Source organism: Streptomyces spiralis, from assembly GCF_014654675.1.
GTDB lineage: Bacteria > Actinomycetota > Actinomycetes > Streptomycetales > Streptomycetaceae > Streptomyces > Streptomyces spiralis.
Genome location: NZ_BNBC01000006.1, coordinates 234955 through 255285 on the forward strand (window position 1 = coordinate 234955; position 20331 = coordinate 255285).

The window sequence follows — 20331 nt, forward strand, 5'->3', positions numbered from 1 at the left end:
GAGAACAGCGCCGGCCGCTCGTCAGAGTGCGCCCCCGGTCGCACTCCAGTGGTACAGCGTCATCGCGACACTGGTGGCGAGGTTGTAGCTGGAGACCTGGGGGCGCATCGGCAGGGCCACCAGATGGTCGGTCCGCTCCCGGAGCTCGGCGGACAGGCCGCTGCGCTCGGAGCCGAAGGCGAGCACGGCGTCGTCGGGCAGCTTCAGCCCGCGGATGTCCTCGCCCTCCGGGTCGAGCGCGAACAGCGGCCCGGGCGGGAGCTCGTCCACGGCCAGCCGCTCCACGGCCGTCGCGAAGTGCAGCCCCGCCCCGCCGCGCACCACCGTCGGGTGCCAGGGGTCGAGGGTGCCGGTGGTGACCACCCCGGTCGCCCCGAAACCGGCGGCCAGCCGGATCACCGCACCCGCGTTGCCCAGGTTGCGCGGCTGGTCCAGGACGACGACCGGCGCGCCGCGAGGCGTGTGCTCCAGCGCCCGCAGGTTCGCCTCCCGGGAGGGCCGTAGCGCGAGCGCGGCCACGGCGGTGGGATGCGGACGCGGCACCAGAGCGGCGTACGTGTCCCCGGACACCTCGGTGAGCAGGGCGTCCAGGGTGTCCCGGACGTCCGGGGCCAGCTCCTCGGCGAGGGCGAGCGCCGCTCCCCGGTCGGCGGTGACGGCCACCGGCACCTCGGCCCCGAAGCGCACCGCGTGCTTGAGGGCGTGGAAGCCGTCGAGCAGCACGGTGGGCGCGGGGCCGTCGGCGAGCCGGCGCCAGGCGCGCACGGGGTCGGGTACGGGGTCCGTCATGCCGGGAAGCCTACGTGGGCGGGCTCGCTGTCCCCGGAGGAGAGCGGCTCCTCCGGCTCGCGGTGGCCGCCGCGTGACAGCAGCCGTCCACGCGCGCGTGCCGCCCGGTCGCCGAGCCGGTGCAGGAACGACGTCGGCAGGAACACCGCATCCGCCGCGATCATGGCCAGCGAGAAGAACGGCAGCCCCAGGACCACGGCGATCACGGCGTGCTCGGTCATCATGGCCACCAGCAGGACGTTCTTCACCCGGCGGTTGAACAGCGTGAAGGGGAAGGCGACCTGCACGATCACCGTTCCGTAGGTGACGACCACCATGATCGTCCCGCTGGAGGACAGCAGATCGGCCAGACCGGGCCAGGGCGAGAAGTAGTCCAGGTGGAGCGGGTAGTACACGGCGGTGCCGTCCTGCCAGCGCGAGCCCTGGATCTTGTACCAGCCGGCCGTCGCATAGATCAGACACGCCTCGGTCATGATCACCAGCAGGGCGGTGTTGTGCAGGACGTTGGCGATCACGTCGAGCAGGATCCGCGGCTCGGCCGACCTCGCGCGCCGCGCGACCAGCCACCACAGCGCCTGCGCCGCCCACGCCGCCCAGAGCAGCGCGGGCACCAGCCACTCGCCCTGCATCCTGCCCGCCACCGTGACCCCGGCCAGGACCGCTCCCAGCACACCCCACAGCACCGGACCCACCCGGTCGGGCGGCACCCGCTCTCCGCGCGCGCGGGCCGCACGCCCGCGCTCCGCCCGCCGCGCGTCCAGCGACCACACCCGCCCACAGCGGGTGAAGACCAGGTACAGCGACATCAGGTGCAGGACGTTGTCACCGCCGTCGCCCACGAAGACGCTGCGGTTCTGCAGCGAGAACACTCCGAGCATGAACAGCACGGACATCGTGCGGGTGCGCCAGCCCAGCAACAGCAGCAGGCTCGCCAGCACGGCCAGCGCGTAGACGGTCTCGAACCAGAACTGGCCCCTGAACCACATCAGCGCGGTGAACGCGCCGTTCTCCTGCGTCAGACGCCGGCCCAGATCAAAGCTCCACGGACCGTCGGGGCCGTACAGCTCCTGGCGGTGCGGATACTCGCGCAGCAGGAACAGCAGCCACGTCGCGGAGAAGCCGATGCGTATCACGGCCGTCTGGCGGGGGCCGAGGGCGGCCTCGGTGATCCGGCCGATCCCCCGGGAGACGGTGAGGGCGAGCTTGTTCACCGCACACCTCCCCGGGCCTCGGCGGCCGGCACCGTCCACCACGGCAGCACACGGTAGGCGGGCTCGGACGACACCCTCTCACCGCTCCACCTGGGCGGCGGCACCGCGGCGGTGCGGACGCGGACCTGGACGCGCTGGAGCGTGCCGCCGTCGGCCGCGTGGTCGCGGTCCAGTCGCAGCACGACGATGCGGCGCAGGTACTCCTCGGACAGGGTGCCGCGCATGCCCACCGGGCGGTTGTTGTTGTCGTGTGTGCCGGCGTAGTAGTCGAAGGCGCGGCGCAGCTCGTTCTGCTGGGTGTGGCTGGGCAGCGGGTTGCCCTGGATCGCCCGGCCGTCCTCCGCCGACAGGTCGTACCAGCCGGTGGTGGAGGTGCTGCCGTCCGCCCCGTGCGTCTCGGCGCGTACCTGGACGGCGATGTTCTGCTGCAACGGGTTCGGTGCGAACAGTTTCCAGTTCTGCTCGAACTCCGGGTATATCCAGTCGTCGATGGCCTTGCCGTGCTGCTTCGTCACCGTGTTCGAGGGTGCGACATGCAGGAACACCATGCCGAGGTGCACGCAGGCGACCACCGCCACCACCGCGAGCGCCAGCGCGGCGCCCACCTGGTAGCGCGGAGAGAGCGCGGCGACACCGCGACGGGTGCCGACAAGGGGTTCGGCAGGATCCTGGGGCTCGCGGGCTCCGGGCTCCACCTCCGGCCCGGAGAGCTCGGGCGTCACGTGAGGACGGTCTGTCTCCTCCGTGGCCAAAGACCCAGCCGTCTCATCGGTCCCGCCGGCCCTGCGGGGCTCATCGGTCCCGCCGGTCCCGCCGGTCCCGCGGGGCTCGCCGGGATCGGCGGTTCCACTGTCCGGTCCGTGTCGCCCGCCCGGTCCGTGCGGGGCGTTCGAGTCCTCGTCGTGCGTGTCCATTCCGCCGCCCCGTTTCCCGATCCCGGTCTGTGCCCGCTCTGTCTTCCGGCCCTGGGGCCGCACGTCGGCCCGCCGCCCGAACGGACGCGGGGCTCTGTACGTCACCGCGCCCACACGCGCCACTGCCGGGCGCCGCACGGAACGGTACTCAGAGCCGTCCGCCGGGCACAGCCCCGGCCCGTGGGACGGCCGGACCCGCGCGACGTTTGGTACCACTCTGTCGGCCTTCACCCGAATGGCACGGGAGCCGTGCACACAGACCCCACACAGCAGACCCTCACGGTCGGGGAGCCCCGGCGCCCGGCCGCTTCCGAGCGGCGCCAGACGGTTCTTGCTTTGTCCACAGGGCGCTCCCGCGGTTTTCCACAGCGGTTGACACTCCGTGGCGGCGAACCGCACCATGGAATCCACCGGACCGAACGATCGGTCGGGACATGGCAGAGAAGTCGAGGTCAAGGGGGACCGCATGGCGACAGCAGCCGCGCACCTGACGACCGGCACCCCGGCGCACGACGCCCCGGACGGCGCCGAGGGAACGGACGGGAACCAGCGCGCCTTCGACGCCGCGGTGGCCGCCGACGAGCGCATCGAGCCGCGGGACTGGATGCCCGACGCCTACCGCGCGACGCTGGTCCGGCAGATCGCCCAGCACGCACACTCCGAGATCATCGGCATGCAGCCGGAGGCCAACTGGATCACGCGCGCGCCCTCCCTGCGCCGCAAGGCCATCCTCATGGCCAAGGTCCAGGACGAGGCGGGTCACGGCCTGTACCTGTACAGCGCCGCCGAAACGCTGGGCACCAGCCGCGAGGAGCTGCTCGACAAGCTGCACACCGGCCGCCAGAAGTACTCCTCGATCTTCAACTACCCCACGCTGACCTGGGCGGACGTGGGCGCGATCGGCTGGCTGGTGGACGGCGCCGCGATCACCAACCAGGTCCCCCTGTGCCGCTGCTCCTACGGCCCCTACGCGCGCGCCATGGTCCGTATCTGCAAGGAGGAGTCCTTCCACCAGCGCCAGGGGTACGAACTGCTGCTGGCCCTGAGCCGGGGCACGCCCGAGCAGCACGCGATGGCGCAGGACGCGGTGAACCGCTGGTGGTGGCCGTCCCTGATGATGTTCGGCCCGCCGGACGACGCCTCCCAGCACTCCGCGCAGTCGATGGCCTGGAAGATCAAGCGCCATTCGAACGACGAGCTGCGCCAGCGCTTCGTCGACATCTGCGTCCCTCAGGCGGAGTCCCTCGGCCTCACCCTCCCCGACCCGGACCTGAAGTGGAACGAGGAGCGGGGTCACCACGACTTCGGCGCCATCGACTGGACCGAGTTCCAGGCCGTCCTCAAGGGCAACGGCCCGTGCAACGAGCAGCGCCTGACCCAGCGCCGACGGGCGCACGACGAGGGCGCCTGGGTACGGGAGGCGGCCGCGGCCCACGCGGCCAAGCACAGCGGCAGAACAGGCGCGACAGACAGCGCGGGCACAGGCGCGACCGGCACCGCGGGCACGACAGACACCGCGGACGCCGCCGGCAGGACAGGAGCGAAGCAGGCATGACGAACACCGACTGGCCCCTGTGGGAGGTCTTCGTGCGCTCCCGGCGCGGGCTCTCCCACACCCACGCCGGCAGCCTGCACGCCCCGGACGCCGAGATGGCCCTGCGCAACGCCCGCGACCTGTACACGCGACGCGGTGAGGGCGTCTCGATCTGGGTCGTCCCCTCCGCCGCGATCACGGCCTCCTCGCCGGACGAGAAGGACCCGTTCTTCGAGCCGGCCGCCGACAAGCCCTACCGGCACCCGACCTTCTACGAGATCCCGGAAGGGGTGGAGCACCTGTGACGGCCACCGTCGCCACCACCGCCGCCCTCGCCCTGGGCGACGACGCCCTGGTGCTCTCCCACCGGCTGGGGGAGTGGGCGGGTCACGCGCCCGTCCTGGAGGAGGAGGTCGCCCTCGCCAACATCGCCCTCGACCTGCTGGGCCAGGCCCGGGTCCTGCTGTCGATGGTCGGCGACGAGGACGAACTGGCGTATCTGCGCGAGGAGCGCGCCTTCACCAACCTCCAGCTCGTCGAGCAGCCGAACGGCGACTTCGCGCACACCATCGCCCGCCAGCTGTACTTCTCCACCTACCAGCACCTGCTGTACGCGGCGCTGGCCGGCGGTGAGGGCGAGTTCGCCCCGCTCGCCGCCAAGGCGGTCAACGAGGTCGCCTACCACCGCGACCACGCCGAGCAGTGGACGCTGCGGCTCGGCGACGGCACGGACGTCGGCCACGAGCGGATGCGGCGGGCCTGCGAGGCGCTGTGGCGGTTCACCGGCGAGATGTTCCAGCCGGTGGCGGGGCTGGACGTCGACTGGGCCGGCCTGGAGGCCGCCTGGCTGGAGTCCGTGGGTGATGTGCTGGAGCGGGCCACTCTGACGCTGCCGGAAGGTCCCCGGGTCACGGCGTGGTCGGCGGGCGCCGGGCGGCAGGGCGTGCACACCGAGCCGTTCGGGCGGATGCTCGCCGAGATGCAGCACCTGCACCGCAGCCACCCGGGGGCGTCATGGTGACCGCGACGACCACGCTGGAGGCGGAGCTGCTGCGGCTCGCGGGCTCCGTGCCCGACCCCGAGCTGCCCGTGCTCACCCTTCACGAGCTGGGCGTGGTCCGCGCGGTGCATCTGCACGGCGCGGACGCGGTCGAGGTCGAGCTGACCCCGACCTACACCGGCTGCCCGGCCGTCGAGGCGATGTCGCTCGACATAGAGCGGGTGCTGCGCGAGCACGGCATGCGGGAGGTCACCGTCCGAAAGGTGCTCTCGCCGGCCTGGTCGACGGACGACATCACGGCCGAAGGGCGGCGCAAGCTGCGGGAGTTCGGCATAGCGCCGCCGCGCGTACGGACGGCCTCGGGACCCGTCCCCGTGGAGCTCGGTCCCACCCACACCCGCCCCCACACGGACCCCGCGGTCAACGGCTCCCCCGTCGCTCCCACTGCTCCTGCCGCTCCCACTGCTTGCGACCCTGCCGACGCCGTCCGCTGCCCGCACTGCGGATCGGCCGACACCGAGCTGCTCAGCCGGTTCTCCTCCACCGCCTGCAAGGCGCTGCGGCGCTGCCTGGCCTGCCGGGAACCGTTCGACCACTTCAAGGAGGTGTGATGGCCCGGTTCCACCCACTGCGCGTGACGGCCGTCGACCGGCTCACCGACGACTCCGTGGCCCTCACCTTCGCGGTGCCGCCGGAGCTGCGGGCGGAGTACCGGCACGCGCCGGGCCAGCACCTCGCCCTTCGGCGGGTGGCCGACGGGGCCGACATCAGGCGGACGTACTCGATCTGCTCACCGGCACCGGACCCCGACGGAGAGGGGCCGCGCGCGCTGCGGGTCGGGGTGCGGCTGGTGGAGGGCGGGGCGTTCTCCGCGTACGCGCTGAAGGAGATCAACGTCGGGGACGAGCTGGAGGTGATGACCCCGGCGGGCCGCTTCACGCTGCGTCCGGCGCCCGGTCTGTACGCGGCCGTCGTCGGCGGCAGCGGCATCACGCCGGTGCTGTCCATGGCCGCCACCCTGCTGGCCCGCGAACCGTCGGCCCGCTTCTGCCTGATACGCAGCGACCGGACCAGCGCCTCGACGATGTTCCTGGAGGAGGTCGCCGACCTGAAGGACCGCCACCCCGAGCGGCTGCAGCTGGTGACGGTGCTCTCGCGGGAGGAGCAGCAGGCCGGATTGCCGTCCGGGCGGCTCGACGAGGAGCGGCTCACGGGGCTGCTTCCGGCGCTGCTGCCGGTGCCCGAGGTGGCCGGGTGGTTCCTGTGCGGGCCGTACGGGCTGGTCCAGGGGGCCGAGCGGGCCCTGCGGGGACTCGGGGTCACCCGGGACCGGATCCACCAGGAGATCTTCCACGTGGACGCCGGTACGGCGACCCGCCCGGCATCCGCGGCACCGGCGCACAGCACGGTCACCGTCCGGCTCGACGGCCGTGGCGGGACGTGGCCGGTCCAGGACGGGGAGACGCTGCTCGAGACGGTGCTGCGCAACCGTCCCGACGCGCCGTACGCCTGCAAGGGCGGAGTGTGCGGGACGTGCCGCGCCTTCCTGGTGGCGGGCGAGGTCCGCATGGACCGCAACTTCGCGCTGGAACCGGAGGAGACGGAGGCGGGTTACGTGCTGGCGTGCCAGTCGCACCCGGCGACCGAGAAGGTGGAGCTGGACTTCGACCGCTGAGCACAGCCGAGGTCACAGTACGTGGCTCACGGCACGCGGCTCACGGCACGTAGCTCAGCGCGCGTGGCTCACAGCACGTGGCCGGGCTTGCCCTCGTCGGTCACGACGGGGCGGCCCGCTGCGGCCCACACCTGCATGCCGCCGTCGACGTTCACCGCGTCGATGCCCTGCTGGACCAGGTACATCGCGACCTGGGCCGAACGGCCGCCGGAGCGGCAGATCACGTTGATCCGCCCGTCCTGCGGCGCCGCCTGCGTCAGCTCGCCGTAGCGGGCCACGAACTCGCTGATGGGGATGTGCAGGGCCCCCTCGGCATGGCCCGCCTGCCACTCGTCGTCCTCGCGGACGTCCAGCAGGAAGTCGCTGTCCTTGAGGTCCTGGACCTCGACCGTGGGTACACCAGCTCCGAAATGCATGCTCCGACGCTACCCGAAGCGGGACAGCGGGCGGATCGCCACCGGGTGCGGGCCCGTCACCGGGCAGGTCCGGGGCCGGCCGACGCCGGTCAGTGCGTCAGGCCCCGCCCCGCAGCTCCACCAGTTCCGCCTCGCGTTTCGCCACGTCGTCGCGCAGCTGTGCGGCGATCTCGTCGAGGAGGCCGTCGGGATCGTCGGGGGCGAGCCGGAGCATCCCGGCGATCGCGCTGTCCTCCAGCTGCTTGGCGACGAGCGTGAGGATCTCCTTGCGCTCGGCGAGCCACTCCAGGCGGGCGTAGAGCTCCTCGCTGCGGCTGGGGCGCTGCTCGGCGGGCCGGGGACCGGCGGCCCACTCCTCGGCCAGCCCGCGCAGCTCGTCCGCGTCGCCACGGGCGTACGCGGCGTTGACCCGGGTGATGAACTCCTCGCGCCGCTTGCGCTCGCCGTCCTCCTGCGCGAGGTCGGGGTGAGCCTTGCGGACCAGCTCCCGATAGAGGCTGCGGGCCTCCTCGCTCGGGCGGACCCGCTGCGGGGGCCGCACCGGCTGGTCGGTGAGCATCGCGACGGCCTCGGGGAACAGCCCGTCGCCGTCCATCCAGCCGTGCAGCAGCTCCTCGACGCCGGGGATCGGCTGCAGCCGGGCCCGCGCCTCCTGTGCCCGGCGTACGTCCTCGGGGTCACCGGTGCGCGCGGCCCGGGCCTCGGCGATCTGCGCGTCCAGCTCGTCCAGGCGGGCGTAGAGCGGGCCGAGCCGCTGCTCGTGCAGCCGGGAGAAGTTCTCGACCTCCACCCGGAAGGTCTCCACCGCGATCTCGTACTCGATGAGCGCCTGCTCGGCGGCCCGCACGGCCCGCTCCAACCGCTCCTCGGGCCGCGCCGCGGCACCCTGTGACCTCGCCGGATCCGCTCCGGCGACGTCACCCTGCTCAGGTTCCGGGGTCGTCACCCGACCAGCGTAGCGCCGCGCCGACCGGGGCCGGACAGACGGCCGACACCGCCCACGCCGCCGAAGCCACTCACACCACCCACACCGCCGGGAACCGGACCGGTCCTCCGTCGCACCCGGCGGGCTCGTCACGCCCCCGGCGGGCTCACACCCCCGCCTCGGCCGCGATCCGACCCGCCCGCACCGCCGCCACCAGGTCCGCGTGGTCCGCCTCGGTGCGGTCGGCGTAGGCGACGGCGAAGGTGGCCATGGCCTCGTCCAGCTCCTCGTTCTTGCCGCAGTAACCGGCGATCAGCCGGGGGTCGGCGCTGTGGGCGTGGGCGCGGGCCAGGAGCGCGCCGGTCATCCGGGCGTAGTCGTCGATCTGGTCGGCGGGAAGGGCGGCCGGGTCGACGCTGCCTTTGCGGTTGCGGAACTGCCGTACCTGGAACGGCCGTCCAGCCACGGACGTCCAGCCCAGCAGGATGTCGCTGACCACCTGCATCCGCTTCTGCCCGAGCACCACCCGGCGGCCCTCGTGGTCCACCTCCGGCGCCGCGAAACCTGCGGTCACCAGGTGCGGCACCAGCGCCGACGGCCGGGCCTCCTTCACCTGCAGCACCAGCGGCTCACCGCGGTGGTCCAGCAGCAGCACGACGTACGACCGCGTTCCCACGCTGCCCGTGCCGACCACCCGGAACGCGACGTCGTGCACCGCGTGGCGGGCCAGCAGCGGAAGCCGGTCCTCCGAGAGCGTGGTCAGGTAGTGCTCCAGCGACGCCGCCACCTCCATCGCCTCCGCGTCGGTCACCCGCCGCAGCACCGGCGGGGCGTCCACGAAGCGGCGCCCGCCGTCGTCCGTCCGCTCCGTCGACCGGGCGGCGAAGCGGCCGCTGGTGTTGGCCCGCGCCTTCTCCGAGACCCGCTCCAGCGTGCCGAGCAGGTCGTGGGCGTCGGTGTGGGAGACGAGTTCCTCGTCGGCGATGGCGTTCCAGGCGTCCAGGACCGGGAGCCGGGCCAGCAGCCGCATGGTGCGCCGGTAGGCGCCCACCGCGTCCTGGGCGGCCGCCCGGCAGCTGTTCTCGTCGCAGCCGGCCTCCCGGCCCGCGAGCACCAGGGAGGCGGCGAGCCGCTTGAGGTCCCACTCCCAGGGCCCGTGGACGGTCTCGTCGAAGTCGTTCAGGTCGATCACCAGGCCGCCGCGGGCGTCCGCGTACAGGCCGAAGTTGGCCGCGTGCGCGTCACCGCAGATCTGGGCTCCGACGCCGGTGATGGGGGTGCGCGCGAGGTCGTACGCCATCAGGCCCGCCGAGCCGCGCAGGAACGCGAACGGCGTCGCCGCCATCCTGCCGACCCGGATCGGCGTCAGCTCGGGGATACGGCCCTGGTTGGACTCCTCGACGGCCGTGAGCGCGTCCGGCCGGCCGGCGTCCGCCTCGAACGCGGCGTGCGCGGAGCGCGGGACGCTCCCCCGCAGCGCCTTGCCCTCCGCCTTCGGCGAGCCCTCGACGGGCCACCGCGCGAACCCGGACACCACCGGCACCCGCCCCACACGCCCGGCGGTCGCGCCACCAGCCGCATCCGTCCCCACCGTGAGCTCGGTCATCCCGACCGCCCCTCCCCGTCCGGACCTCGTCCGGACCCCGTCCGGTTCACGTCGACGAGCCAGACCGTACAGCCGGGCCCACCGCGGGTGACACCGGGACGGCCTCCTCCTGGGGCGGCCATAACGCCGCGCAGGGGGTCCGGCCGGTATCTCCACGGCCGTCACCAGCGTGATTACAGTCGACCAGGATCACAGCACTCCCCGCGCTCACAGCGCTCACAGCGATCACACCGGGAATCAACGTCACACCGTCATGCACGTCCCGTCCTTCTTCCCCCGTTCTTCCCCCGTTCGAGGAGACCGAGGAACCGCCATGACACCCACTCCACCCGACCACCCCGGTCCCGTCCCCAGCCCAGGCCCCGGGTCCGGGCCCGGCTCCCCCACCGGCCCGGCCCCCGGCCCAGGCCCCGGATCAGTCCCCGGCTCCGGCCGTCCGATCAGCCGCAAGAGCCTGCTCAAGGCGGCCGTCGCCGCCGGCGCCGCCCTTCCGCTGCTCACCGGCACCGTGGCGCTCGCCCGGGACTCCGCAGGCCGGGGACGGTCCCTTCCGCCCACGCCCACCTGCGACGACGGCGACAGCCCCACCCACGACCAGATCAAGGGCCCCTACTTCAAGCCGGACTCCCCGCTGCGCACCGATCTGGTGACGCCGGGCACCACGGGCACCCCGCTCACCGTCAGCGGCTACGTCTTCGGGCGCGACTGCGTCCCGCTGCCGGGGGTGCTCCTCGACTTCTGGCAGGCCGACGACGCCGGCGCCTACGACATGGCCGGGTACACCCTGCGAGGTCACCAGGTCACGGACTCCACCGGGGCGTACTCGCTGAGCACGATCGTGCCGGGCCTCTACCCGGGCCGGACCCGGCACATCCACGTCAAGGCCCAGGCCCCCGGGCAGCCGGTGCTGACCACCCAGCTGTACTTCCCCGGCGAGCCGCGCAACGCCACCGACACCCTCTTCGACGCGACGCTGCTGATGAACGTCCGCGGGGCTGGCGGCGGCAAGGAGGGCACCTTCGACTTCGTCCTGGACGTCGAGGGCACGCCCGGCCCGGGCGACCCGACGGACCCGCCCACCGATCCGCCCGGCGGCACCTGGGCACCCGGCCACGCCTACGGCCCGGGCGACCGGGTGACCTACGGCGGAGTCGCCTACCGATGTGTCCAGGCCCACACGTCCATGACCGGCTGGGAGCCGCCCAGTGTCCCCGCCCTGTGGGCCCGCGAATGACCTTCGCCGCCTGAGACCTTCCTCACAGGTGAAACAGGTGAACAGGCGAACAGGAAGCGTGCCCGGGCAACGCCAAAGCCTGCCCCGCTTGTCCGGGCAACGCGAAAGCCCCGCAGGTCCGAGACCTGCGGGGCTTTCAGCCGTGCGCGAGGGGGGAGTTGAACCCCCACGCCCTTGCGGGCACTGGAACCTGAATCCAGCGCGTCTGCCTATTCCGCCACCCGCGCATTGGGTGTGTCTTCCGGCTCCGTTCCCTTCGTTTCGGGCCCGGCGCCTTCCGACACCCAGAACATTAGCACGTCGTCCGGGGTGGGTTCACATCCCTTTCCCCGGGGCAGGCGCACCCACAAGCGCCAGCACCGACGGCCTCCGGCCGTCCCGCCCGGCCTCTCCCGAAGCCCGCCCGCGACGTCCCCCGATGTCCCCCGAACTCCCCCCGATGTCCTCCGCGACGCCCCCTCCCGGAAGTCCCCGCCCCCCGGATGCCCCCGCTCCGTATCAACCTGTGCCTGTTCACGTATCAACCTCGTACCGGTCCCGCCCGTCTCCCCAGGAGCCGGACAGGCCGCACCCTCGGGTGCGGGACACTGGTCTACGGCCGCCTCTACGATCCTGGGCAGACGTACACAGCGACGTACAAGGAGTGTCGACAACCGTCGACGGGGCCGACAGGGGGAACCAGCCGATTTACCGGCGCGTGGATACGATCAGTAAGCAGTACCAGGTAAGCAGTACGCATCAGCACGACCGCAAGACCCACAAGCACGACGGCAAGACCCGCAGCGACGGCCACGACGGAGGAGGTGCCCCATGGGAGTCCTGAAGAAGTTCGAGCAGCGTCTCGAAGGTCTGGTCAACGGCACCTTCGCCAAGGTCTTCAAGTCCGAGGTCCAGCCCGTGGAGATCGCGGGCGCGCTCCAGCGCGAGTGCGACAACAACGCGACCATCTGGAACCGCGACCGCACGGTCGTCCCCAACGACTTCATCGTGGAGCTCAGCGCGCCCGACTACGAGCGCCTGAGCCCCTACTCCGGCCAGCTCGGCGACGAGCTCGCCGGCATGGTGCGCGACTACGCGAAGCAGCAGCGCTACACCTTCATGGGACCGATCAAGGTCCACCTGGAGAAGGCGGACGACCTGGACACCGGCCTGTACCGGGTGCGCAGCCGTACGCTCGCCTCCTCCAGCAGCCAGCAGGCCCCGCAGAGCCCGCAGGGCCCCTCGCCGGCCGCGCCCGGCCGCCCCGGCGCCCAGGGCGGGTACGGCTACCCGCCCGCCGCCGCGCCCCCCATGCCCGCCGCCCCGCCGCCCGGCGCACGCCCCGGCGGGTACGGCTACCCGCAGCCCGCCGCTCAGCGGCCCCCGCAGGGCCCGTCGGCCGGCGGACGCACCCGCTACTGGATCGAGATCAACGGCAACCGCCACCAGATCTCCCGCCCGACGCTGGTGCTGGGCCGCAGCACCGACGCCGACGTGCGGATCGACGACCCCGGCGTCTCGCGCCGGCACTGCGAGATCCGGACCGGAACGCCCTCGACGATCCAGGATCTCGGGTCCACCAACGGCATCGTGGTGGACGGGCAGCACACCACCCGCGCTACGCTCCGCGACGGCTCGCGGATCGTCGTGGGCAGCACCACCGTTATCTATAGGCAAGCCGAAGGGTGAACCGGGGGCAATGTCAGAGCTGACCCTCACGGTCATGCGGCTGGGTTTCCTGGCCGTACTGTGGCTGTTCGTGATCGTGGCCGTGCAGGTCATCCGCAGCGACCTGTTCGGTACGCGCGTCACCCAGCGGGGGGCCCGCCGGGACGCCGGCCGACCGCAGCAGGCCGCACGACAGGCCGCGCCCCCGCAGCAGCGCGGTCAGCAGGGCGGCGGCCGGCAACGCCGCAACGCCCCCACCAAGCTCGTGGTGACCGAGGGCACCCTCACCGGCACCACCGTCGCGCTGCAGGGCCAGACCATCACGCTGGGCCGCGCGCACGACTCCACGATCGTGCTGGACGACGACTACGCCTCCAGCAGGCATGCCAGGATCTACCCGGACCGCGACGGCCAGTGGATCGTCGAGGACCTCGGATCCACCAACGGCACGTACCTGGACCGGTCCCGGCTGACGACCCCCACGCCGATCCCGCTGGGCGCGCCGATCCGCATCGGCAAGACCGTCATCGAGCTGCGGAAGTAGTGCTACGTCATGAATGAGCGCGAGCGGAGCGAGCACGCCGCGGCGGCCGGCACCCCGGGCCCCGGCGCGCTCCCGACCGGAGGGTGGGCAGTGTGGCTCGACACGATCGGCTGTACCCGGAGCCGACGGGCGAGGTGCGCATGAGTCTGTCACTGCGCTTCGCCGCCGGATCGCACAAAGGCATGATCCGCGAGGGCAACGAGGACTCCGGCTACGCCGGTCCGCGACTGCTCGCGATCGCCGACGGCATGGGCGGCCAGGCCGCCGGCGAGGTCGCCTCCTCCGAGGTGATCTCCACCATCGTCGCCCTCGACGACGACATCCCCGGCTCCGACATCCTCACCTCGCTCGGCGCGGCCGTGCAGCGCGCCAACGACCAGCTGCGTGCCATGGTCGAGGAGGACCCCCAGCTGGAGGGCATGGGGACGACGCTGACCGCACTGCTGTGGACCGGGCAGCGGCTCGGCCTCGTGCACGTCGGCGACTCGCGCGCCTACCTCCTGCGCGACGGCGTCCTGACCCAGATCACCCAGGACCACACCTGGGTGCAGCGCCTGGTCGACGAGGGACGCATCACCGAGGAGGAGGCCACCACCCACCCGCAGCGCGCCCTCCTGATGCGCGCCCTCGGCAGCGGCGAGCACGTCGAGCCGGACCTGTCCATCCGCGAGGTGCGCGCCGGCGACCGCTATCTGATCTGCTCCGACGGCCTGTCCGGCGTGGTCTCCCACCAGACGATGGAGGAGACCCTCGCCAGCTACCAGGGCCCGCAGGAGACCGTGCAGGAGCTGATCCAGCTCGCGCTGCGCGGCGGCGGCCCCGACAACATCACCGTCATCGTCGCCGACGTCCTCGACCTGGACACCGGGGACACCCTCGCCGGGCAGCTGTCCGACACCCCGGTCGTGGTCGGCGCGGTCGCCGAGAACCAGCACCACCTGCACGACAACGGCATCATGCAGACCCCGGCCGGCCGTGCCTCGGGCCTGGGGCGCCAGGTGCCCGGCCAGGGCGGCGGGGGCGGCGAGTTCGGCCCGCCCGGCTCCGGCGACACCACCGGCTTCATCCCCACGGGCGGCTTCGCCGGCTACGGCGACGACGACTTCGTCAAGCCGCGCAGGGGCCGCGGGTGGCTGAAGGGCTCCCTGTACAGCGTGCTCGCGCTCGCCGTCATCGGCGGCGGCCTGTACGGCGGCTACCGCTGGACGCAGACCCAGTACTTCGTCGGCGCCAACGACGAGCACGTCGCCCTCTACCGGGGCATCAGCCAGGACCTGGCCTGGGTGAAGCTGTCCAAGGTGGAGACCGACCACCCCGAGATCGAACTCAAGTACCTGCCGCCGTACCAGCAGAAGCAGGTCAAGGCGACGATCACCGAGGGTGGTCTGCAGGACGCCCAGAAGAAGATCGACGAGCTGTCGGTGCAGGCCTCCGCGTGCCGCAAGGAGTCCGAGCGCCGCGCCGCGGAGTCCCAGAACAACGCCAAGGAGCCCCAGGGCAGGACCGGAAGCACCACCGGCACCTCGGCCACTGGCACCACCAGCACCGGCGGCACCACGGGAACCACCCCCGCCTCCTTCACGTCCAAGGCGACACCGACGCCGAATCCATCGACGTCCAAGTCACCGTCTCCGTCCAAGTCCGCGACCGCGCCCACTTCCAACCCCGGCCCCACTCTCTCGGAGGAAGAGCAGAAGGTCGTCTCGCAGTGCGGTAAGCAGTAGGCAAGCCGTGAGAGGCCCTGTCACACGATGAGCAGTACTACCAACTCGCCGACGCATCACACGTCCACGATCGGCGCCATCGGCGCGCCGAGCCGGCGCAACACCGAGCTCGCCCTGCTGATCTTCGCGGTCGTCATCCCGGTCTTCGCCTACGCCAACGTGGGCCTGGCCATCGACAACCGGGTGCCCTCCGGCCTGCTGAGCTACGGCCTGGGCCTCGGCCTGCTGGCCGGCGTCGCCCATCTCGTCGTACGCAAGTTCGCGCCCTACGCGGACCCGCTGCTGCTCCCGCTGGCCACCCTGCTCAACGGGCTCGGCCTGGTCGTCATCTGGCGGCTGGACCAGTCCAAGCTGCTGCAGGCCATCGGTCAGGCCGGCGACAAGGCGCCCAACCAGCTGATGTACACGGCGATGGGCATCGCGCTGTTCGTCGTGGCGCTGATCTTCCTCAAGGACCACCGCGTCCTTCAGCGCTACACCTACATCTCCATGGTCACCGCGCTGGTCCTGCTGCTGCTCCCGCTCGTCCCCGGCCTCGGCCTGCCCGTCTACGGCGCCAAGATCTGGATCCACGTCGGCAGCTTCTCCATCCAGCCCGGTGAGTTCGCGAAGATCGTCCTCGCGGTCTTCTTCGCCGGCTACCTGATGGTCAAGCGGGACGCGCTCGCCCTGGCCAGCCGCCGCTTCATGGGCCTGTACCTGCCGCGCGGCCGCGACCTCGGCCCGATCCTGGTCGTCTGGGTCATCTCGATCCTCATCCTGGTCTTCGAGACCGACCTCGGCACCTCCCTGCTGTTCTTCGGCATGTTCGTGATCATGCTGTACGTCGCCACCGAACGGACCAGCTGGATCGTCTTCGGTCTGCTGATGTCCGCGGCCGGCGCCGTCGGCGTGGCCAGCTTCGAGCCGCACGTGCACCAGCGCGTCCAGGCCTGGCTGAACCCGATGAACGAGTACAAGCTGAGCCGGTCGGGCGCGCCCGGTGTGCACTCCGAGCAGCTCCAGCAGGCCCTGTGGGCGTTCGGCTCCGGCGGCACCCTCGGCTCCGGCCTCGGCCAGGGCCACTCCGACCTCATCCGGTTCGCCGCCAACTCCGACTTCATCCTCGCCACCTTCGGCGAGGAGCTGGGCCTGGCCGGCCTCATGGCGATCCTGCTGATCTACGGCCTGATCGTGGAGCGCGGCGTGCGCACGGCGCTGGCCGCCCGCGACCCGTTCGGCAAGCTCCTCGCCATCGGCCTGTCCGGCGCCTTCGCCCTCCAGGTCTTCGTGGTCTCCGGCGGTGTGATGGGCCTCATCCCGCTGACCGGTATGACGATGCCGTTCCTGGCGTACGGCGGTTCCTCCGTCATCGCCAACTGGGCTCTCATCGGTGTACTGATCCGGATCAGCGACACCGCCCGCCGGCCGGCGCCCGCCCCCGCCTCCAACCCCGACGCCGAGATGACCCAGGTGGTCCGCCCGTGAACAAGCCCCTGCGCCGGATCGCGATCTTCTGCGGCCTCCTCGTCCTCACGCTGCTCATCCGCGACAACTGGCTCCAGTACGTCAAGGCCGACGGCCTGAAGAACGACGAGAACAACCGCCGCGTCACCATCGCCCGCTACTCCACCCCGCGCGGCGACATCATCGTCGGCGGCTCCCCGATCACCGGGTCGACCGAGACCAAGAGCAACGGGCTCAACGACCTGAAGTACAAGCGCACGTACAAGAACGGCCCCATGTGGGCACCCGTCACCGGCTACGCCTCGCAGTCCTTCGGCGCCACGCAGCTGGAGAGCATCGACGACGGCATCCTCACCGGCAACGACGACCGGCTGTTCTTCCGCAACACCCTGGACATGATCACGGGCAAGCCGAAGCAGGGCGGCAACGTGGTCACCACGCTGAACGCGGCCGCGCAGAAGGCGGCGTACAACGGTCTCAAGGGCCACGGCAAGGGCGCCGTCGTCGCCCTGGAGCCGTCCACCGGCAAGATCCTGGCGCTGGCCTCCTACCCGTCGTACGACCCTTCGTCGTTCGCCGGCACCTCCTCGGCGGACGGCAAGGCCTGGAACAAGCTCCTGAAGAAGAACGACCCCAACGACCCGACGCTGAACCGGGCGCTGCGCGAGACCTACCCGCCCGGCTCCACCTTCAAGGTGGTCACCGCGGCCGCCGCGCTGGAGAACGGGCTGTACACGTCGGCCGACGACAACACCGACTCGCCGGACCCGTGGACCATGCCGGGCACCACCACCCCGCTGCCCAACGAGGGCCACATCCCCTGCAAGAACGCCACCATGCGCGTCGCCCTGCGGTACTCCTGCAACACCGTCTTCGGCAAGATCGGCGCCACCCTCGGCAACGACAAGATGCTCGACGAGGCGGAGAAGTTCGGCTTCAACAAGGAGCAGTTCACCCCGGTCCGTTCCAACGCCTCGGTGTTCTCCGACGACATGAACCCCTCGCAGACCGCGCTGTCCTCGATCGGCCAGTACAACACCGCCGCGACCCCTCTCCAGATGGCCATGGTCGCCTCCGCGGTCGCCAACGACGGCAAGCTGATGAAGCCGTACATGGTCGACAAGCTCCAGTCGCCGACCCTCGACACCCTGGAGCAGACCCAGCCGGAGGAGCTGAGCCGGCCGCTGTCCTCGAAGAACGCCCAGATCCTGCAGTCGATGATGGAGACGGTCGTCAAGGAGGGCACGGGCCAGAACGCCCAGCTCGGCAACGGCGTCACCGTGGGCGGCAAGACCGGTACGGCCCAGCACGGCATCAACAACGCCGGCAAGCCGTACGCCTGGTTCATCTCCTACGCCAAGACCAGCGACGGCAGCTCGCCGGTGGCCGTGGCCGTGGTGGTCGAGGACGACAGCGCCAACCGCGACGACATCTCCGGTGGCGGCCTCGCGGCGCCCATCGCGAAGAGCGTGATGGAGGCGGTCATCAACTCCAAGAAGTGACCCTGCTCACGCCCCCTTCACATCGGTGCACGTTGACATACCGGTCCTGTATCGGGTTGCGGGCTTGGCCAGGTCACACAGAGCGAGCCGGGTACGGTAGGCCCGGACGGCAGCTCCGGCGGCACACGTGGTGCCGGTCGGGACCGACGGAGAGGGCTGGTAGGTAGCTATGGAAGAGCCGCGTCGCCTCGGCGGCCGGTACGAGCTGGGCCAGGTGCTCGGCCGTGGTGGCATGGCGGAGGTGTACCTCGCGCATGACACCCGCCTGGGCCGCACCGTGGCGGTGAAGACGCTGCGCGCCGACCTGGCGCGCGACCCTTCCTTCCAGGCCCGGTTCCGCCGGGAGGCCCAGTCGGCCGCCTCGCTCAACCATCCCGCGATCGTCGCGGTCTACGACACGGGCGAGGACTACATCGACGGGGTCTCGATCCCGTACATCGTCATGGAGTACGTCGACGGCTCCACGCTCCGTGAGCTCCTTCACAGCGGCCGCAAGCTGCTGCCCGAGCGGGCCATGGAAATGACCGTCGGCATCCTCCAGGGCCTGGAGTACGCCCACCGCAGCGGCATCGTCCACCGCGACATCAAGCCGGCCAACGTCATGCTGACCCGCAACGGCCAGGTCAAGGTGATGGACTTCGGCATCGCCCGCGCCATGGGCGACTCCGGCATGACCATGACGCAGACGGCCGCGGTCATCGGCACCGCCCAGTACCTCTCCCCGGAGCAGGCCAAGGGCGAGCAGGTGGACGCCCGCTCGGACCTGTACTCGACGGGTTGCCTGCTCTACGAGCTGTTGACGGTGCGCCCGCCGTTCGTGGGCGACTCCCCGGTCGCGGTGGCCTACCAGCACGTCCGCGAGGAGCCGCAGCCGCCGAGCGTCTTCGACCCCGAGATCACGCCCGAGATGGACGCGATCGTGCTGCGCGCCCTGGTCAAGGACCCCGACTACCGCTACCAGTCCGCCGACGAGATGCGCGCCGACATCGAGGCCTGCCTCGACGGTCAGCCGGTCGCGGCCACGGCCGCGATGGGCGCGGTGGGCTACGGCGGCTACCCCGACGACCAGCCGACCACGGCCCTGCGCCCCGACGTCGGCGCCCCCGCCACGACGATGCTGCCGCCGATGAACCCGGACGACGGCGGCTACGGCTACGACGAGCGCCCCGACCGCCGCCGCCAGCAGAAGAAGTCCCACACCTCGACGATCCTCCTGGTCGTCGCCGGCATCCTGGTGCTCCTCGGCGCCATCCTGATCGGCAAGTGGGTCTTCAACGGCAACGGCGGCGCGGGCAACGACAAGGTGGCGGTGCCGAACTTCGTCGACCAGACGAGGGCGGACGCGAAGTCCATGGCGGAGAACGTCGGCCTGAAGGCGACCTTCACCCAGAAGCCCTGCGAGAACGAGCCCAAGGGCAAGGTCTGCGACCAGGACCCCGCCAAGGGCATCGAGGTCGACAAGGGCACCACCGTCACCCTCACGGTGTCGACGGGGGCGCCGAAGGTGCTGGTGCCGGACGTAACGGGCCTCACCTTCGACAAGGCCCAGTCCCAGCTGACGGAAAAGGGATTCAAGGTCGAGCAGAAGACCGAAGTCTCCGACCGGCCCGAGGGCGTCGTCATCTCCCAGGACCCCACGGGGGACAAGGAGGTCGAGAAGGGCTCGACGATCACCCTCACCGTCGCCAAGGCCGCCGAAAAGGCCACCGTCCCCCAGGTCACCGGCCAGTCCTGTGAGGACGCCAAGAAGCAGATGGAGGCGAACAACCTCACCGGCGAGTGCACCGATGTGCCCAACACCGACCCCAACCAGGCCGGCAAGGTCATCACGACCGTCCCGGGCCAGGGTCAGCAGGTCGACAAGGGCTCCAAGGTGACGATCCAGATCGGCCAGCAGGTCCAGCAGCAGAAGACCCCGGTGCCGGACGTGCGCGGCAAGACGGTGGCGCAGGCCACACAGATCCTGAACGGGGCCGGTTTCACGAACATCCAGACCAAGGGCAGCACCGACCCCAACGCCCTCGTCTTCGACCAGGACCCCAAGCCCAACCAGCAGGTCGACAACCCGGCCGCCACGCCGATCACCCTGACCGCCTTCGGCGGCGGCAACAACCAGGGAGGCAACAACGGCGGCAACAACAACGGCGGCATCTTCGGCTGACCG

18 protein-coding genes and 1 tRNA gene are annotated in these 20331 nt (G+C 71.5%); 12 read left to right on the top strand and 7 right to left on the bottom strand.

Translation table 11 applies throughout. The annotated features are described in order from the left end of the window. Positions 1-21 precede the first annotated feature (21 nt). The 3 genes from IE318_RS09540 to IE318_RS09550 are packed head-to-tail and all read right to left on the bottom strand — an operon-like array spanning position 22 to position 2914. Positions 22-789, bottom strand: coding sequence for a TrmH family RNA methyltransferase (locus tag IE318_RS09540; RefSeq protein WP_189898573.1), 768 nt, complete (start codon positions 787-789; stop codon positions 22-24). Next, on the bottom strand, positions 786-2000 hold the full coding sequence (locus tag IE318_RS09545) for an HTTM domain-containing protein (RefSeq protein ID WP_030177581.1): 1215 nt from the start codon (positions 1998-2000) through the stop codon (positions 786-788). The genes IE318_RS09540 and IE318_RS09545 overlap by 4 nt, the downstream gene beginning before the upstream one ends. Further along, positions 1997-2914, bottom strand: a complete 918-nt coding sequence (locus tag IE318_RS09550; RefSeq protein ID WP_189898575.1) for a DUF5819 family protein — start codon at positions 2912-2914, stop codon at positions 1997-1999. Before IE318_RS09550 ends, IE318_RS09545 begins: the two co-directional genes overlap by 4 nt. 466 nt (positions 2915-3380) lie before the next feature. On the opposite strand from IE318_RS09550, the gene paaA reads away from it, so the two are divergent. From paaA to IE318_RS09575, 5 genes are read left to right on the top strand one after another with little or no spacing between them, the layout of a single operon-like run. Beyond that, positions 3381-4469, top strand: a complete 1089-nt coding sequence (gene paaA / locus IE318_RS09555; RefSeq protein ID WP_078917313.1) for a 1,2-phenylacetyl-CoA epoxidase subunit PaaA — start codon at positions 3381-3383, stop codon at positions 4467-4469. Beyond that, on the top strand, positions 4466-4753 hold the full coding sequence (gene paaB, locus IE318_RS09560; RefSeq protein ID WP_189898577.1) for a 1,2-phenylacetyl-CoA epoxidase subunit PaaB: 288 nt from the start codon (positions 4466-4468) through the stop codon (positions 4751-4753). Before paaA ends, paaB begins: the two co-directional genes overlap by 4 nt. Continuing rightward, positions 4750-5469 carry a 1,2-phenylacetyl-CoA epoxidase subunit PaaC gene (paaC, locus tag IE318_RS09565; protein WP_189898580.1) on the top strand — a complete coding sequence of 240 codons (720 nt, stop codon included), beginning with the start codon at positions 4750-4752 and terminating at the stop codon, positions 5467-5469. The genes paaB and paaC overlap by 4 nt, the downstream gene beginning before the upstream one ends. Then, entirely contained in the window at positions 5463-6059 is a 597-nt protein-coding gene (gene paaD / locus IE318_RS09570) for a 1,2-phenylacetyl-CoA epoxidase subunit PaaD (protein ID WP_189898582.1), read from the top strand. Before paaC ends, paaD begins: the two co-directional genes overlap by 7 nt. After that, on the top strand, positions 6059-7123 hold the full coding sequence (locus IE318_RS09575) for a 2Fe-2S iron-sulfur cluster-binding protein (RefSeq protein WP_189898584.1): 1065 nt from the start codon (positions 6059-6061) through the stop codon (positions 7121-7123). Before paaD ends, IE318_RS09575 begins: the two co-directional genes overlap by 1 nt. A gap of 68 nt (positions 7124-7191) precedes the next feature. On the opposite strand, the gene IE318_RS09580 is transcribed toward IE318_RS09575, so the two are convergent. The 3 genes from IE318_RS09580 to IE318_RS09590 form a co-directional block, all read right to left on the bottom strand. Beyond that, a complete protein-coding gene (locus IE318_RS09580; RefSeq protein WP_189898587.1) occupies positions 7192-7539 on the bottom strand; it encodes a rhodanese-like domain-containing protein in 348 nt (115 codons plus the stop codon). Positions 7540-7636: 97 nt separating this feature from the next. Continuing rightward, positions 7637-8485 carry a hypothetical protein gene (locus IE318_RS09585; RefSeq protein ID WP_030177592.1) on the bottom strand — a complete coding sequence of 283 codons (849 nt, stop codon included), beginning with the start codon at positions 8483-8485 and terminating at the stop codon, positions 7637-7639. Between the two features lie 145 nt (positions 8486-8630). Beyond that, the gene (locus IE318_RS09590) at positions 8631-10070 is read right to left on the bottom strand and encodes a DUF2252 domain-containing protein (protein WP_189898589.1); all 1440 of its coding nucleotides are present in this window, start codon (positions 10068-10070) and stop codon (positions 8631-8633) included. Between the two features lie 313 nt (positions 10071-10383). Between IE318_RS09590 and IE318_RS09595 the strand changes: the two genes are divergently transcribed. After that, positions 10384-11304 carry a dioxygenase family protein gene (locus IE318_RS09595; RefSeq protein WP_189898591.1) on the top strand — a complete coding sequence of 307 codons (921 nt, stop codon included), beginning with the start codon at positions 10384-10386 and terminating at the stop codon, positions 11302-11304. A 143-nt stretch (positions 11305-11447) separates the two neighbouring features. Here the strand turns inward: IE318_RS09595 and IE318_RS09600 are convergent. Further along, positions 11448-11531 (bottom strand) — tRNA-Leu (locus tag IE318_RS09600). Positions 11532-12114: 583 nt separating this feature from the next. Here IE318_RS09600 and IE318_RS09605 point away from each other — a divergent pair. The 6 genes from IE318_RS09605 to pknB all read left to right on the top strand — a co-directional run bounded on the left by IE318_RS09605 (position 12115) and on the right by pknB (position 20328). Beyond that, positions 12115-12972 (top strand): FHA domain-containing protein, encoded by an 858-nt coding sequence (locus IE318_RS09605; protein WP_030181689.1) that lies wholly within the window; start codon positions 12115-12117, stop codon positions 12970-12972. Positions 12973-12982: 10 nt separating this feature from the next. Continuing rightward, a complete protein-coding gene (locus IE318_RS09610) occupies positions 12983-13495 on the top strand; it encodes an FHA domain-containing protein FhaB/FipA (protein WP_030181690.1) in 513 nt (170 codons plus the stop codon). Between the two features lie 140 nt (positions 13496-13635). Beyond that, positions 13636-15219, top strand: a complete 1584-nt coding sequence (locus tag IE318_RS09615; protein ID WP_189898594.1) for a Stp1/IreP family PP2C-type Ser/Thr phosphatase — start codon at positions 13636-13638, stop codon at positions 15217-15219. A 27-nt stretch (positions 15220-15246) separates the two neighbouring features. After that, positions 15247-16686, top strand: a complete 1440-nt coding sequence (locus tag IE318_RS09620; protein WP_030181697.1) for an FtsW/RodA/SpoVE family cell cycle protein — start codon at positions 15247-15249, stop codon at positions 16684-16686. Next, positions 16683-18167, top strand: a complete 1485-nt coding sequence (locus tag IE318_RS09625) for a peptidoglycan D,D-transpeptidase FtsI family protein (RefSeq protein ID WP_030181702.1) — start codon at positions 16683-16685, stop codon at positions 18165-18167. The genes IE318_RS09620 and IE318_RS09625 overlap by 4 nt, the downstream gene beginning before the upstream one ends. A 169-nt stretch (positions 18168-18336) precedes the next feature. Beyond that, the gene (gene pknB / locus IE318_RS09630) at positions 18337-20328 is read left to right on the top strand and encodes a Stk1 family PASTA domain-containing Ser/Thr kinase (RefSeq protein WP_189898596.1); all 1992 of its coding nucleotides are present in this window, start codon (positions 18337-18339) and stop codon (positions 20326-20328) included. Positions 20329-20331 lie beyond the last annotated feature (3 nt).

Coding starts and splice junctions, on each gene's coding strand:
- IE318_RS09540 (WP_189898573.1), bottom strand. CDS start 789: ATGACGGACCCCGTACCCGACCCCGTGCGCGCCTGGCGCCGGCTCGCC.
- IE318_RS09550 (WP_189898575.1), bottom strand. CDS start 2,914: ATGGACACGCACGACGAGGACTCGAACGCCCCGCACGGACCGGGCGGG.
- paaA (WP_078917313.1), top strand. CDS start 3,381: ATGGCGACAGCAGCCGCGCACCTGACGACCGGCACCCCGGCGCACGAC.
- paaB (WP_189898577.1), top strand. CDS start 4,466: ATGACGAACACCGACTGGCCCCTGTGGGAGGTCTTCGTGCGCTCCCGG.
- paaD (WP_189898582.1), top strand. CDS start 5,463: ATGGTGACCGCGACGACCACGCTGGAGGCGGAGCTGCTGCGGCTCGCG.
- IE318_RS09575 (WP_189898584.1), top strand. CDS start 6,059: ATGGCCCGGTTCCACCCACTGCGCGTGACGGCCGTCGACCGGCTCACC.
- IE318_RS09580 (WP_189898587.1), bottom strand. CDS start 7,539: ATGCATTTCGGAGCTGGTGTACCCACGGTCGAGGTCCAGGACCTCAAG.
- IE318_RS09590 (WP_189898589.1), bottom strand. CDS start 10,070: ATGACCGAGCTCACGGTGGGGACGGATGCGGCTGGTGGCGCGACCGCC.
- IE318_RS09595 (WP_189898591.1), top strand. CDS start 10,384: ATGACACCCACTCCACCCGACCACCCCGGTCCCGTCCCCAGCCCAGGC.
- IE318_RS09605 (WP_030181689.1), top strand. CDS start 12,115: ATGGGAGTCCTGAAGAAGTTCGAGCAGCGTCTCGAAGGTCTGGTCAAC.
- IE318_RS09610 (WP_030181690.1), top strand. CDS start 12,983: ATGTCAGAGCTGACCCTCACGGTCATGCGGCTGGGTTTCCTGGCCGTA.
- IE318_RS09615 (WP_189898594.1), top strand. CDS start 13,636: ATGAGTCTGTCACTGCGCTTCGCCGCCGGATCGCACAAAGGCATGATC.
- IE318_RS09620 (WP_030181697.1), top strand. CDS start 15,247: ATGAGCAGTACTACCAACTCGCCGACGCATCACACGTCCACGATCGGC.
- pknB (WP_189898596.1), top strand. CDS start 18,337: ATGGAAGAGCCGCGTCGCCTCGGCGGCCGGTACGAGCTGGGCCAGGTG.